Annotated in this window: 13 protein-coding genes and 1 tRNA gene; 4 read left to right on the top strand and 10 right to left on the bottom strand. The window is 74.6% G+C overall.

Annotation, left to right across the window (positions count from 1 at the left end; genetic code table 11):
- The first annotated feature begins 241 nt into the window (after nucleotides 1-241).
- Complete coding sequence (gene idi, locus ACFY00_RS28410; RefSeq protein WP_388034457.1) at nucleotides 242-847, top strand: isopentenyl-diphosphate Delta-isomerase; 606 nt, start codon at nucleotides 242-244, stop codon at nucleotides 845-847.
- Nucleotides 848-866: 19 nt separating this feature from the next.
- Here idi and ACFY00_RS28405 read toward each other — a convergent pair whose 3' ends face one another.
- Entirely contained in the window at nucleotides 867-1409 is a 543-nt protein-coding gene (locus ACFY00_RS28405; RefSeq protein WP_388034455.1) for an ATP-binding protein, read from the bottom strand.
- A gap of 465 nt (nucleotides 1410-1874) precedes the next feature.
- Between ACFY00_RS28405 and ACFY00_RS28400 the strand changes: the two genes are divergently transcribed.
- Nucleotides 1875-1962: transfer RNA gene (locus ACFY00_RS28400), tRNA-Leu, on the top strand.
- A gap of 103 nt (nucleotides 1963-2065) precedes the next feature.
- On the opposite strand, the gene ACFY00_RS28395 is transcribed toward ACFY00_RS28400, so the two are convergent.
- The 4 genes from ACFY00_RS28395 to ACFY00_RS28380 all read right to left on the bottom strand — a co-directional run bounded on the left by ACFY00_RS28395 (nucleotide 2066) and on the right by ACFY00_RS28380 (nucleotide 5252).
- Nucleotides 2066-2893, bottom strand: coding sequence for a hypothetical protein (locus ACFY00_RS28395; protein WP_388034453.1), 828 nt, complete (start codon nucleotides 2891-2893; stop codon nucleotides 2066-2068).
- Entirely contained in the window at nucleotides 2883-3917 is a 1035-nt protein-coding gene (locus ACFY00_RS28390; protein WP_388034451.1) for a hypothetical protein, read from the bottom strand. Before ACFY00_RS28390 ends, ACFY00_RS28395 begins: the two co-directional genes overlap by 11 nt.
- Nucleotides 3917-4624: a hypothetical protein gene (locus ACFY00_RS28385; RefSeq protein WP_388034449.1), complete on the bottom strand. Its 708-nt coding sequence runs from the start codon at nucleotides 4622-4624 to the stop codon at nucleotides 3917-3919. Before ACFY00_RS28385 ends, ACFY00_RS28390 begins: the two co-directional genes overlap by 1 nt.
- 175 nt (nucleotides 4625-4799) lie before the next feature.
- Nucleotides 4800-5252 (bottom strand): MerR family transcriptional regulator, encoded by a 453-nt coding sequence (locus ACFY00_RS28380; RefSeq protein WP_388034447.1) that lies wholly within the window; start codon nucleotides 5250-5252, stop codon nucleotides 4800-4802.
- Nucleotides 5253-5343: 91 nt separating this feature from the next.
- Between ACFY00_RS28380 and ACFY00_RS28375 the strand changes: the two genes are divergently transcribed.
- On the top strand, nucleotides 5344-6939 hold the full coding sequence (locus tag ACFY00_RS28375; RefSeq protein WP_388034445.1) for an MFS transporter: 1596 nt from the start codon (nucleotides 5344-5346) through the stop codon (nucleotides 6937-6939).
- Here ACFY00_RS28375 and ACFY00_RS28370 read toward each other — a convergent pair.
- Nucleotides 6909-7319 (bottom strand): Fur family transcriptional regulator, encoded by a 411-nt coding sequence (locus ACFY00_RS28370; protein WP_033255733.1) that lies wholly within the window; start codon nucleotides 7317-7319, stop codon nucleotides 6909-6911. The genes ACFY00_RS28375 and ACFY00_RS28370 overlap by 31 nt on opposite strands.
- Before the next feature lie 191 nt (nucleotides 7320-7510).
- Here ACFY00_RS28370 and katG point away from each other — a divergent pair, with 191 nt between their 5' ends.
- Nucleotides 7511-9733, top strand: coding sequence for a catalase/peroxidase HPI (gene katG / locus ACFY00_RS28365; protein ID WP_388034442.1), 2223 nt, complete (start codon nucleotides 7511-7513; stop codon nucleotides 9731-9733).
- Nucleotides 9734-9851: 118 nt separating this feature from the next.
- Here katG and ddaH read toward each other — a convergent pair whose 3' ends face one another.
- The 4 genes from ddaH to ACFY00_RS28345 form a co-directional block, all read right to left on the bottom strand.
- Nucleotides 9852-10661, bottom strand: coding sequence for a dimethylargininase (ddaH, locus tag ACFY00_RS28360; RefSeq protein ID WP_388034440.1), 810 nt, complete (start codon nucleotides 10659-10661; stop codon nucleotides 9852-9854).
- Between the two features lie 78 nt (nucleotides 10662-10739).
- Nucleotides 10740-12095 (bottom strand): FAD-binding oxidoreductase, encoded by a 1356-nt coding sequence (locus ACFY00_RS28355; RefSeq protein WP_388034439.1) that lies wholly within the window; start codon nucleotides 12093-12095, stop codon nucleotides 10740-10742.
- A complete protein-coding gene (locus ACFY00_RS28350; RefSeq protein ID WP_388034437.1) occupies nucleotides 12092-12439 on the bottom strand; it encodes a hypothetical protein in 348 nt (115 codons plus the stop codon). The genes ACFY00_RS28355 and ACFY00_RS28350 overlap by 4 nt, the downstream gene beginning before the upstream one ends.
- The gene (locus tag ACFY00_RS28345; RefSeq protein WP_388034435.1) at nucleotides 12436-12786 is read right to left on the bottom strand and encodes a cupin domain-containing protein; all 351 of its coding nucleotides are present in this window, start codon (nucleotides 12784-12786) and stop codon (nucleotides 12436-12438) included. Before ACFY00_RS28345 ends, ACFY00_RS28350 begins: the two co-directional genes overlap by 4 nt.
- Between the last annotated feature and the right edge of the window lie 7 nt (nucleotides 12787-12793).

Here is a 12793-nt window from a genome sequence, read left to right as displayed (position 1 = left end):
ACCGGGCCCGACCGGCGGTCGAACACTTCTGCCAGTGCTGCCGCCTCCGCGCCCGGGACGTGCGTCGCGCCCCCGCGGCGGGCGGGCCATGCGGCAGACTTGGGCCCCGAACGCCGTCGGCGGACCGGCCGGTCCGGACGACGCGCGCGCAGCCGACCCCAAGGAGCGGGACGCGGACTGCCCGGCGCCCACGGCCCGGGCGGGCGGCCCCGGTCCACCTGCCGAAAGGGGCATTGTGCCCATGAGCCCTGCTGTCAGCCCGACCGAAGCCCTCTCGCCGGAACTCGCCGACCCGTCCGGGACGGCGCCGGGCGGGATCCTGCTGGAACTGGTCGACGACGACGGCGTGACCATCGGGACCGGCGAGAAGCTCTGGGCCCACCAGCAGCCCGGCCGACTGCACCGGGCCTTCTCGGTCTTCCTGTTCGACCGCCAGGGCCGACTGCTGCTGCAGCGCCGGGCGCTCGGCAAGTACCACTCGCCCGGCGTCTGGTCGAACACCTGCTGCGGCCACCCCTACCCCGGCGAGCAGCCCTTCACCGCCGCCGCCCGCCGCACCGCGGAGGAGCTCGGCGCCGCGCCGGCCCTGCTGTGCGAGGCGGGCACCGTCCGCTACGACCTGCCGGACGAGGCGTCCGGGCTGATCGAGCGGGAGTGGAACCACCTGTTCGTCGGGCTGGTCACCGCCGACCTGGAGCCGGACCCGGAGGAGATCGAGGACACCCGGTTCGTGACCGCCGCCGAGCTGCGCGAGCTGCGGGCCGAGAAGCCGTTCTCGGTGTGGTTCGAGACCGTCTTCGAGGCGGCGCTGCCGGGCATCCGGGAGATCGCCGGGCACGACTGGTAGGCCCGGGCCCGCGGGCGCCTCAGTAGTCGGGATCCTCGTCGGGGTCGGCCTCCGGGCCGGCCCCGGCGGCGCCCGGGCCCGGCAGCGGCAGGCTGGCCCAGATCACCTTGCCGCCGTCCTCGGTGCGCTCGACGTCGCACTCGCCGCCCGCCTGCAGGGTCACGCTCTTGACCAGCAGCAGCCCGCGCCCGCCCGGGCGGGCCGGGTCGTTCTCCTGCGCCTTGGGGCGGTACGGGTGGCCGTCGACCACCGAGATCCGCACCCGGTCGGGGGTGATGGCGAGCTCGCAGACCACCTCGGGCGAGAGCACCGCCGCGTGCGTGACCGCGTTGGAGACCAGCTCGGAGACGATCAGCAGCAGGTCGTCCACCAGCTCCTGGTAGCGCTCCCCCGCCATCCCCTGGGCCAGCAGGCGGTCGCGCACGGCGTGTCTGGTGTGCGGGACCGAGGCCTCGTGCGAGACCGCCGAGAAGCGCCACACGCCGGGCTCCGGGCCCGGCCCGGGCGCGCGGCCGGGCCACCGGGTCGCGGTGACCGAGGCCGCCTTGTCCGTCTGTTCCACTGCACGCCGCCCTTCACGCGGTGACGGGAGGCTCCCGCGCCGGGGTCCGGCCGGCGGCGGCTGTCGGGAATCGGGCGTTCCGCTCAAGGCTCCCTGGTCCACAGAGGCTAGGAGAGCACCCGCCGATGACCCGCACCGGGACTGGAACTACGCGTGTCGTGAAGGTTCCCGACCGATTCGGTGCGTGTTGTGCGCCCTCCTGGCCGGTCGCGGCGCGCCGCCGGCCCACTGTTGCCGCCAGAACGCCCGTCCGAAATCGCCGCCGCCCCCCGCGACCAGCGCAATCGCCCCGGCGGCGGCCGCCCCGGCGCCCGAGTTGTCCGGTTCCGTCCCGGGCGGGGAACCGGGCGCGCGGGGTCGGTGTGCGGGGCGCCGAAAACGCAGGTGAGAAGCGCTCCCCGAGCCTGGTAGTGTTCTCTCTGTCGCCAGGGGGCGGCCGAAAGGAAGCCCCGAGGTGAACACCCGGTCCGGGTGGCGGAATGGCAGACGCGCTAGCTTGAGGTGCTAGTGCCCTTTATCGGGCGTGGGGGTTCAAGTCCCCCCTCGGACACCAGCGGAGACCCCTGCTTCGGCAGGGGTCTTCTGCTTTTCCCGGCCCGGGTGCCGCTGTCGGCCCGGCGGCCGCGGGGCCGCCGGGCCGGGCCCGGCAAGGGGGTTCAGCGCGGGGGGAGCAGGTCGGTGCGGTGGGGGGTGAGGTCGGTGACGGCGTCCAGGTCGGCCTCCACCGTGTACCGGGTGTGGGCACCGTCGGGGGCGGTCTCCTCGTCCAGTTGGTTGGCGTCGGCGAAGCCCCAACTGCCGCCGGTGTAGACGCCCTTGATCCGGCCCTCGACCGTGCCGACGGCCTCGAACGGGCCGCCCCGCCACCGGAACGTCCAGTGGGTGCGGTACCAGGCGTCGAGCTGCGCCGGGGGGACGGCTCCGGCGTCGGCGAGGGCGACCAGGCCCTGCGGGTCGAGCGCGGGGGCGGCCCGGTGGGTGGTGCCGCCGAGGACGGCGCGGCAGCCGGGGCGGAAGTGGTCGGCCTCGGAGAGCCGCCGGAGCAGGTCCAGGCGCGGGCCGAGCAGGTCGCGGCGGTGCTCCTCGGGCTCGGTGACCTCGGCGAGCGGGAAGACGCCCCGGTAGCCGGAGACCCGGCGCTTGAGGTGCTGCCGGGCGAACTCGAGGTCCTCGCCGAGGTAGTTGCCGGAGACGGTGGCGTCGACCCGGTCGGTGCACTCGAAGGGCTCGCCGCGCCAGTGGAACGTCCAGTGCACGGCGTACCAGGCGTCGAGCCGCTCGGGCGGCAGCGGGTAGCCGAGCACCGAGCCGTCGGCGGCCAGCCGGGGGGCGACGCCCTCGGGGGCGGGGGTGCCGGGGACGGGGAGCAGTTCCACCAGCGGCCACCGGCCGACGGCGGCGCGGGCCGGGTGCACCACCCCGCGGTGGACCGCGAACTCGCCCTTCACCGGCTGGTGGTGACGGCCCGAAGGGTCAGTTGTCATAGTACTTCCACAGCCCATCGCTCTTGTCGAAGCGGCCGACGGCCTCTTCCGTCCCGTCGGCGTTCATCCGCCAGATCTCCGCACCGTGCGGGAAGCCGGTGGGCCGGGCGTCCCACTCGGGGACGCCGCCGCCGGTGTAGCCGGTGCCCAGGAACGGTGCGTCCCAGTTCTTGCCTGCATTCTGCCCGGCCATGCCCGCGATCCGGTCGGCCAGGGCCTGGTCGTTGACCGCGCCGAGGGTCGGGTCGGCCTCCATGCCGTGCGGGGCCGGGAAGCGCAGTTGGTACGCCTCTGAGGCGCCGGGCGGGATCGGGGTCCAGCCCGCGCCGCCGTCGTCGAGGGCGAGGCCGTTGCGCAGGTCGTCCATGCTGCGCAGGTCGGCGGTGTCGGAGCCGCGCGCGATGGAGCCGCGGAACTCGCCGGGGTCGAAGGCGCGGCCGCCGAGCGTGGTGGAGTTCTCCAGGTAGGCCTCCGCCACGTCGGGCTTGACGATCTTGGTGACCATCCGGCCCTCGTCCAGCTTGATCGCGTCGCGGACCTGGACGACCTGGCGGGCCTGCTCCTCGGTCAGGGTGTTGGTGGGGCTGAGCCGGAGCCGGTCGTGCTCGGCGCGGTCGAGGCCGCGCGGGGCCAGCTCCTGGTCGATCTGCTGCTGGTAACCGGGGCCGTCGCGGAGCGCCGCGTTGCCGTACTGCTCGGACCCGGGCGCTCCGGAGCCGGGCTCGGTGCGCGGGGACGGGACGGTGCCGGCCTCGCCGGCCAGGGCGCCCTCCTCGCCCGCCAGCCGGGGGCCGGCCGCCTCCAGGTTCTTCGGGCCCGCGGCCTCGAGGTTCCGCGGGGCCACCGCCTTGAGGTCCTCGGCGATCCTCGCCTCGGTGGCGGCGTGGGCGGCGAGGTTGCGGGCGCCCTTCTCGGCGGCCTCCTCGACGACGGCGGCGTGCTTCTCGGCGATCTTCGGCAGCGACTCCACGGCGTCGTTCTTGAGCGCCCGGAAGACCGCCTGCTCCTCTCCCCCGCCCGCCATCAGAACGCCAGCCCTTCGAGTCCGGCGCGCAGCTCCTGCGCGTGGCCGCGGAACGCCTCGGTGTGGGCGCGCATCGCCTTCAGGTGCTGGTCGGCCAGGTCGGCGTCGAGGCTGAAGCCGTCCGCGGGGCCGCCCGCGCCCGCGGTCCGCCCCCAGTCCAGGCCGGACATGGCGTGCTCGATCTTGGCGAAGAGCGGTTTGGCCGCGGCTTCGATGATCTCGCCGATGACGTACTGGATGATCTGCTGCTTGAGCGTCTCCAGCAGCTTCTTCCCGGCCTCCACGATCACCGGCACGGCGGCCTCGGCCAGTCCGAGGGTGGCCACCGCGGCGGCCTGGTCGGCGATGAAGGTGGCGGCCATGACGCCCAGTTCGACCAGGGCCTCGACCTTCTGGGCGACGATCACCTCGGCGCCGACCTCCAGCGCCTCGGCGAGCAGGGTGCAGCCCGCGACGAGCTCCCGGGTGTGCCGCTCGGAGAGCTCGGACCAGCCGGACCGCATCCGCTGGGTGGCGGCGCCCTGGTAGGCCCGGGCGAAGGAGTCCATCGCCCGGGTCGCCTCGGCGTGCGTCCGTTCCACGGCCTGGCCGAACTGCCGCACCATGGCGGCGAAGGCGCGGACCTCGTCCTCGTTGATGTAGGGCCAGGGCACCCCGATGACGTTGAGGAACGTCACCACCGGTGCCGGTAGGTCGTCGACGGCCACTGCGCATCCCCCGTGCGGGCGTTCGGACCCGTCGCGGTCGCGACCGGTCGGGCGGCCAGACTGTAGCGCAGTGTCCTGAGGGTGCCGGGGCGGTCGGGGCGGCGTTCGGAGCGCAGGTCAAGGCTTGTTCAAGGGTTCGTCCACGGGTGCTTCCGGGGTGTTCCCGGGGGTGTTCTCAGGGCGCTTCCGGGGGCGCTTCCAGGGGGGCGGGGGCCCAGAGCCCCTCGGCGCTGCCCTCGGCGAGGCGGGCCCGGTAGGTGGTCACCTTGTGGTCGATGGCCGCCAGGTGGGACCGGAGTTCGGCGAGGCGCTCGGCGACCTCGGCGCGGTGGGATTCGAGCAGGGCGAGGCGTTCGGCCTCGTTGCCGTCACCGACGGCGACCAGGTCGGCGTAGCGGCGCAGGGTGCGGATCGGCATGCCGGTGGCGCGCAGCCGGGTGCAGACGTCGATCCAGCGCAGGTCGCGGTGGTGGTAGCGGCGGCGGCCGCCCGGGGTGCGGTCGATCCCGGTGACCACCAGGCCGGCCCGCTCGTAGTAGCGCAGGGTGTGGACGCTGACGCCCGTCCACTCGGCGGCCTCGGCGATGGTCAGTCCTTCGGCCGGGGGTTCCGGCTTGATTTCGCGCACGCTCGAAATCGTAGCGTCGGTGCCGTCACCCGGACGGGGCGTGCTTGGCCGAGGGCCAACACCCGTGGCGGGGACGGACGGAGGGAACGCGGTGTCCGAACCGGACGACCGGCGCAAGCGCCTGGTGCTCGCGGTGTGCTGCGTGAGCATGGTGATGGTGGTGATGGACATCTCGGTGGTGAACGCGGCGCTGCCCGCGGTCCGCCGGGAGTGGGGGGCGTCGGTGTCGGCGCTGCAGTGGACGGTGGACGCGTACACGCTGGTGCTGGCGGCGTTCCTGCTGCCCGCGGGGGCGGCGGCGGACCGGTGGGGACGGCGGCGGGTGTTCCTGCTGGGGCTGCTGGTGTTCGGGCTGGGGTCGGCGCTGTGCGCGCTGGCGCCGGGGGTCGGTGCGCTGGTGGGCGCGCGGGCGGTGCAGGCGGTGGGCGGGACGATGCTGAACCCGGTGGCGATGGGGATCGTGGCGACCACCTTCCCGCGGCCCGCCGAACGGGCCCGGGCGATCGGGGTGTTCGGGTCGATGTCGGGCCTGTCGCTGGCGCTGGGACCGGTCCTGGGCGGGGTGCTGGTGGACGGCTGGGGCTGGCGGGCGGTGTTCTGGGTGAACCTGCCGGTGGTGGCGGTGGGGGTGGCGGGCGCGCTGCGCTGGGTGCCGGAGTCCCGGGCCGGGCGGGCCCGGCGGTTCGACCCGGTCGGGCAGCTGCTGGTGGTGGCGCTGCTGGGCGGGACGGTGTTCGCGCTGATCTCGGCGGGGCGTGCGGGCTGGTCGGCGCCGTCGGTGTGGGGGCCGCTGGCGGGGGCGGCGGCGGCCGTCCCGGTGCTGGGGTGGTACGAGGCGCGGCGGGCGGACCCGCTGCTGGAGGTGCGGCTGCTGCGCCGCGGCCCGCTGGCGGCGGCGCTGGTGATGGCGTTCGCGGCGCTGGGCGCGTTCGCGGCGTTCCTGTTCGCGGTGACGCTGTACCTGCAGGGGCTGCGCGGGATGTCGGCGCTGCGGGCGGGGCTGTGCCTGGTGCCGGTGGGCGTGCTGATCCTGGTGCTGTCGCCGCGGACCGGGCGGGCGGTGGGCCGGTACGGGCCGCGCGGGCCGCTGCTGGTGTCGGGCGCGGCGCTGGCGCTGGCGGGCGCGCTGCTGCTGGTGGTGGTGGGGCCGCGGACGCCGGTGTGGGTGCTGCTGGCGGTGTTCGCGCTGGTGGGGGTGTTCCAGGGGACGGTGAACCCGCCGATCAGCAACACCGCGGTGTCGGGGATGCCGGGGTCGATGGCCTCGCTGGCCGCGGCGCTGGCCTCGACGGCCCGGCAGACCGGTTCGGCGGTGGGCGTGGCGGTGGCGGGCGTCCTGCTGGCGCCGGGGGTGGCGGCGGAGGGTGCGCCGGGCGGCGGGGCGGGGGTCGGGTCGGGCGGTGCGGGGTTCGTCGCGGCGGCGCGCGGGGTGTGGTGGCTGCTGCTGGCGGCGGGGGTGCTGATCGCGGTGCTGGGGGCGGTGGGGCCGGGCGCCCGGCACGGGACGGCGGGGGCTCCGGCTGGGGGCCTGACGGCGGGGGGTCCGACGACTGGGACTCCGGCTGCTGGGGTTCCGGCGGCCGGGGGTCCGGCGGTTCCGACGGCGGTGGCGGACGGCGCGGGAGCGGAGGCGGGAGCGGACGCGGACGCGGGGCGTCAGGCGCAGTCGGGGCAGAGTCCGCGGTAGGTGACCTCGGCGGTGGCGACGGCGAAGCCGAAGCGCTCGGCGGCGGGCAGGGCGGCGAGCGGGTCGCCGGTGGGGTGGACGTCGCGGATGGTGCCGCAGGCGGAGCAGACCAGGTGCTGGTGCGGCTGGTGGGCGTTGGGGTCGTACCGCTTGGCGCGGCCGTCGGTGGCGACCTCCAGCACCTCACCGAGGGTGACGAGTTCGCCGAGGGTGTTGTAGACGGTGGCGCGGGAGATCTCGGGCAGGCGGTCGGCGGCGCGCGCGTGCACCTCGTCCGCGGTCAGGTGGACGTGGTCGCCGTCCAGCACCTCGGCGACCACCCGGCGCTGGGAGGTCAGTCGCCACCCGCGGGCCCGCAGTCGTTCCAGCAGATCACTCATCTCGTTCACCCAATCAGCTCAACATTCGCCCGAACTTTACAGCGGACGTCCTCGGCCGCCCGATTCGAGCGGGACCACCACCCGTTTACCCCTCTTCTTGACTTAGACTCGGTCTATCTTAGGATCGACTCCGAAGAAGAGCCAGACGTCCGTTGCAGAGTGCGATTCCGCCCGACCCCGGAGGGACTCCCATGCCCGAGAACGACGACGCCATCGTCACCGACCCCAAGTCCGAGGGCGCGGGCGGCTGCCCGGTCGCGCACGGCCGGGCCGCGCACCCGACGCAGGGCGGCGGCAACCGGCAGTGGTGGCCGGAGCGGCTGAACCTGAAGATCCTGGCGAAGAACCCGGCGGTGGCGAACCCGCTCGGCGCGGACTTCGACTACCCGGCGGCCTTCGCCTCGCTCGACCTGGCCGCCGTCAAGCGCGACATCGAGACCGTGCTCACCACCTCGCAGGACTGGTGGCCGGCCGACTTCGGCCACTACGGCCCGCTGATCGTCCGGATGGCCTGGCACAGCGCCGGCACCTACCGGATCTCCGACGGCCGCGGCGGCGCGGGCGCCGGGCAGCAGCGCTTCGCCCCGCTCAACTCCTGGCCGGACAACGCCAACCTGGACAAGGCCCGCCGCCTGCTGTGGCCGGTGAAGCAGAAGTACGGCCAGGCGCTGTCCTGGGCCGACCTGCTGATCCTGTCCGGCAACGTGGCGCTGGAGTCGATGGGCTTCCAGACCTTCGGCTTCGGCGGCGGCCGGGCGGACGTCTGGGAGGCCGACGAGGACGTGTACTGGGGCCCGGAGACCACCTGGCTGGGCGACGAGCGCTACACCGGCGACCGCGAGCTGGAGGAGCCGCTGGGCGCCGTCCAGATGGGCCTGATCTACGTCAACCCGGAGGGCCCCAACGGCAACCCGGACCCGATCGCGGCGGCCCGCGACATCCGCGAGACCTTCCGCCGGATGGCGATGAACGACGAGGAGACCGTCGCCCTCATCGCCGGTGGCCACACCTTCGGCAAGACCCACGGCGCGGGCCCGGCCGACAACGTCGGCGCCGACCCCGAGGGCGCGCCGCTGGAGGAGCAGGGCCTCGGCTGGAAGAGCGCGTACGGCTCCGGCAAGGGCGCCGACGCGATCACCTCCGGCCTGGAGGTCACCTGGACCAACACGCCGACCACCTGGGACAACTCCTTCTTCGAGATCCTGTTCGGCTACGAGTGGGAGCTGACCAAGTCGCCCGCCGGGGCGCACCAGTGGAAGCCGAAGGACGGCGCCGGGGCGGGCACCGTGCCGGACGCCTTCGACCCGGCGAAGAAGCACGCCCCGCAGATGCTCACCACCGACCTGGCGCTGCGCTTCGACCCGGTGTACGAGCAGATCTCCCGCCGCTTCCTGAACGACCCGGCGGCCTTCGCGGACGCCTTCGCCCGCGCCTGGTTCAAGCTGACCCACCGCGACATGGGCCCGGTCGTCCGCTACCTCGGCCCCGAGGTGCCCAGCGAGGAGCTGCTCTGGCAGGACCCGCTGCCCGCCCCCCAGGGCGAGCCGATCGACGCGGCGGACGTGGCGGCGCTCAAGGCCGAGCTGCTCGGCTCCGGCCTGACCACCGCCCAGCTGGTGTCCACCGCGTGGGCCGCGGCGGCGTCCTTCCGCGGCAGTGACAAGCGCGGCGGCGCGAACGGCGCCCGCATCCGGCTGGAGCCGCAGCGCGGCTGGGAGGTCAACGACCCGGAGCAGCTGGCGCAGGTGCTGCGGGTGCTGGAGGGCGTGCAGCAGGCGTTCAACGCGCGGGGCGGCAAGCAGGTCTCGCTGGCCGACCTGATCGTGCTGGGCGGCACCGCGGCGGTCGAGCGGGCCGCGAAGGAGGGCGGCGTCGAGGTCGAGGTGGGCTTCCGCCCGGGCCGGGTGGACGCCACCCAGGAGAAGACCGACGTCGAGTCGTTCGCCGCGCTGGAGCCGCAGGCCGACGGGTTCCGCAACTACCAGGGCAAGGGCACCCGGCTCCCCGCCGAGTACCTGCTGGTGGACAAGGCCAACCTGCTGAACCTGTCCGCCCCCGAGCTGACCGTGCTGGTCGGCGGCCTGCGGGTGCTGGGCGCCAACACCGGCGGCTCGCAGCACGGCGTGTTCACCGACCGTCCGGGCACCCTGTCCAACGACTTCTTCGTCAACCTGCTGGACCTGGGCACCACCTGGGCCCCGGTCGCCTCCGACAACACGGTCTACGAGGGCCGGGACGCCTCCGGTGCGGTCAAGTGGACCGGCACCCGGGCCGACCTGGTGTTCGGCTCCAACTCGGAGCTGCGGGCGCTGGCCGAGGTGTACGCCTCGGACGACGCCAAGGAGAAGTTCGTCAAGGACTTCGCCGCCGCCTGGACCAAGGTGATGGAGCTGGACCGCTTCGACCTGGTGTGAGCGCGGGCGTGAGCTGACGCGGGGCCCGGACCGCTGCTGCGGTCCGGGCCCCGCGTCGTTGCGGTCCTGCGGCGTTGCGGTCCTGCGGCGTTGCGGTCCTGCGGCGTTGCGGGCGGGGTCAGTGGCGCAGTTCCAGGGTGCAGCACTTGACGGCGCCGCCGGCCCGGAGCAGTTCGGTCAGGTCGACGCCGATCGGGGTGAAGCCGCGCTCGCGCAACTGCTCGGCGAGGCGGACGGCGGCCTCCGGGAGGACGACGTTGGCGCCGTCGGAGACCGCGTTCAGGCCGAACACCCGGGCGTCGTCGGCGTCGGCGAGCACCGCGTCCGGGTAGAGGCGCTCCAGGGTCGCGCGGGAGGCGGCGTCGAAGGCCTGCGGGTGGTACATCACCTCGGTGTCGCTGAGCACTGCGAGCGCGGTGTCCAGGTGGTAGTAGCGCGGGTCGACCAGCCGCAGCGGCACCACCTCGCGGCCGAGGAACTCCCGGACCTCGGCGTGCGCGGCGGCCTCGGTGCGGAAGCCGGTGCCCGCCAGGATCCGCTCGCCCACCACCAGCAGGTCGCCCTCGCCCTCGTTGACGTGCTCGGCGTCCTTGACCCGCCAGCCGCGGGCGCGGAACCAGTCGGCGTACGCGGGGCCCTCGGCGGCCCGTTCGGGGTGGCGGAAGCGGGCGCCGAGCACCCGGCCGTCCAACGTGGTGGCGCCGTTGGCGGCGAACACCATGTCCGGCAGGCCGGGCAGCGGTTCGATCAACTCCACGGTGTGGCCCAGGCGTTGGAACAGCGCGTAGAGCTGGTCCCACTGGGCGAGGGCGGTGCCGGTGTCGGTGGGCTTCGCCGGGTCCATCCACGGGTTGATGGAGTAGTCGACGGTGAAGTGCACGGGTCGGCACATCAGGTAGTGGCGCGGGGTGGCGGTTCGCGGCGACACGGTGGTGTCTCCTTCCGGGCATGGCGGAGTCGCTGACGTTCGGTCAGTTCGGTTCCGTCGCATGGGGGTTGAGGGGGTTCAGCTGCCGACGGACTGCGGGAAGGCGAAGAGTCCGTCCGGGTCGTGGCGGCGCTTGGTGGCGACCAGCCGCGGGTAGTTCGCACCGTAGTAGGCCTCGCGCCAGGTCCGCAGGTCCGGGTCGGTGAAGTTCAGGTAGGCGCCGCCGGTCGCGTGCGGGGCGACCAGGTGATCGAGACCGGCCAGGTGGGCCAGGTACGGGGCCGGGTCCTCGCCGGGCAGCCAGGAGGTGTCCAGGCTGACCAGGTAGTGGGCGTCGCGGTGCACGAAGGCGGTGGCCGCCGGGTCGACCCGGTTGATCGCCCCGCCCCAGCCGAACAGCGCCAGGCCGCAGCCGTCGGCGTTGCCGCTGGGCGGCGCGGCGGCGAGGTGCGCCAGGGCCGCGGCCAGCGCCTCGGGGGGCAGCGGGTGGGCGGCGAAGTGGGTGCGGACGGCGAACGCCCCGCCGCTGGTCTCGTGCTGGAGGTAGTCCATCGCGTCCCAGAAGTCCCGGTCGGCGACCTCCGCGCGCAGCGGCGCGGCGGTGGCGAACGCCGGGGCGAGCAGGTCGCGCAGCTCGGCGGCGGGGCCGAGGTGCAGGCCCACGGTGGAGACCAGGGTGCGGCCGCCGGAGCGGGCCACGCCGAGGCGGAGCGAGGTCTCCTCGGGCGCGGCGAGCATCAACTGCTGCACGACGGTGAGGACTTCGAGGGCGTGGTCGCCCTCCCAGAGCAGCAGGCAGGTGGACGCGGCGGGGGCCGGCACGGCCTGGAAGGTCAGGTCCAGGTTGATCCCGAAGTTGCCGCCGCCACCGCCCCGGCAGGCCCAGTACAGGTCCGCGTTCTGCTCGGCGTCGCAGGTCAGGACCGCCCCGGCGGCGGTGGCCAGGGTGGTGGCGCGCAGCGTGTCGGCGGTCAGCCCGAACCGGCGCGAGGTCGCGGCGGAGCCCCCGCCGAGCGCCAGCCCGGCGATCCCGACGCCCGCGCCGTTGCCCAGCGGCAGCGCGAGCCCGTGCGGGCGCAGCGCCGCGTACAGCGCGCCGGTCAGGACCCCGCCGCCGACGGTGACCCGGGCGGTGGCGGGGTCGACGGCGATCGCGTCCAGCGCCCGCAGGTCCACCACCAGGCCGGAGTTGACCGAGTGCCCGGCGTACGAGTGGCCGCCCCCGCGCGGGACGATCGGCACCGCGTGGTCCCGCGCCCACTCGATCGCGCGCAGCACGTCCGCGCCGTCGGCGGCCCGCAGCACGGCGGCGGGCGCGCGGTGCGCCCAGCGCTCGTTGAACGCGGCAGAGGACTCGCGGAAGCCCGCGTCCTCGGGGCGCAGCAGGGGGCCGGTGGTGTGCTTGTCGAGCAGCGCCCAGTCGGTGGGGGTCACGGGGCGACCTCTTCGATGGTGGAGGTGCCGGTGGTGGGGTGGGGGCCGTAGCGTTCCCAGGTCTCGTGGAGGCGGATGCGGCCGTCGGGGGTGAGGGTGGGGGTGTTGTGGGTGCGGCCGCAGATGACCTGGCCGTCGGTGAGGACGAAGGTGTAGCCCATGGCGAGGGTGCCGTCGGGTTGGCGGGTGCCCGCGGTCCAGCCGCGGCGGATGCTGCCGCCGGTGATCTCGCCCCAGACCAGGTCGCCCTGCTGGTGGTAGACGGCGACGGTGCGGTGGTCGCCGTCGGGGGCGTGGAAGCGGCGGCCCTCGTAGTCGAGGCGGTGGAGGTTCGGCGGGGTCATGCCTGCCACCAGATGGCGTAGTAGGCGAAGTCGGTGTCGTGCGGGTTGGCGACGGCGTGGTCGGTGTCGGCGGGGAGCAGGACGAGGTCGCCCGCGGCGATGGGGTGGCTGGTGTCGGCGGTGCGGACCTCGCCGCGGCCGCTGATGCAGATGAAGAGTTCGCGTTCGGTGTGCTGGTGGGTGTCGGTGAGGTCGCCGGGGCGCAGGACGCACCAGGCGCCGTGGAAGGGGGTGGTGAGGTCGCCCCAGGGGTGGAGGAGGCGGAGGTCGAGGCCGTGGGCGCGTTCGAGGTGGTCGGGTTCCTGGCGGCGGATCACCAGGCCGGGCGGCGGGCCGGTTTCGGGCATGGCGGGG

The organism is Kitasatospora sp. NPDC001540 (assembly GCF_042894345.1).
Classification (GTDB): Bacteria; Actinomycetota; Actinomycetes; order Streptomycetales; family Streptomycetaceae; genus Kitasatospora; species Kitasatospora phosalacinea_C.
Note: the sequence above shows the minus strand (reverse complement) of the source record. Positions and strands in the feature narration are given on the sequence as shown.

What these genes read in the sequence shown, in the direction of transcription:
- idi (WP_388034457.1), top strand. Translation starts at nt 242, where the DNA reads ATGAGCCCTGCTGTCAGCCCGACCGAAGCCCTCTCGCCGGAACTCGCC.
- ACFY00_RS28395 (WP_388034453.1), bottom strand. Translation starts at nt 2,893, where the DNA reads ATGACAACTGACCCTTCGGGCCGTCACCACCAGCCGGTGAAGGGCGAG.
- ACFY00_RS28390 (WP_388034451.1), bottom strand. Translation starts at nt 3,917, where the DNA reads ATGGCGGGCGGGGGAGAGGAGCAGGCGGTCTTCCGGGCGCTCAAGAAC.
- ACFY00_RS28370 (WP_033255733.1), bottom strand. Translation starts at nt 7,319, where the DNA reads ATGAGTGATCTGCTGGAACGACTGCGGGCCCGCGGGTGGCGACTGACC.
- katG (WP_388034442.1), top strand. Translation starts at nt 7,511, where the DNA reads ATGCCCGAGAACGACGACGCCATCGTCACCGACCCCAAGTCCGAGGGC.
- ACFY00_RS28350 (WP_388034437.1), bottom strand. Translation starts at nt 12,439, where the DNA reads ATGACCCCGCCGAACCTCCACCGCCTCGACTACGAGGGCCGCCGCTTC.
- ACFY00_RS28345 (WP_388034435.1), bottom strand. Translation starts at nt 12,786, where the DNA reads ATGCCCGAAACCGGCCCGCCGCCCGGCCTGGTGATCCGCCGCCAGGAA.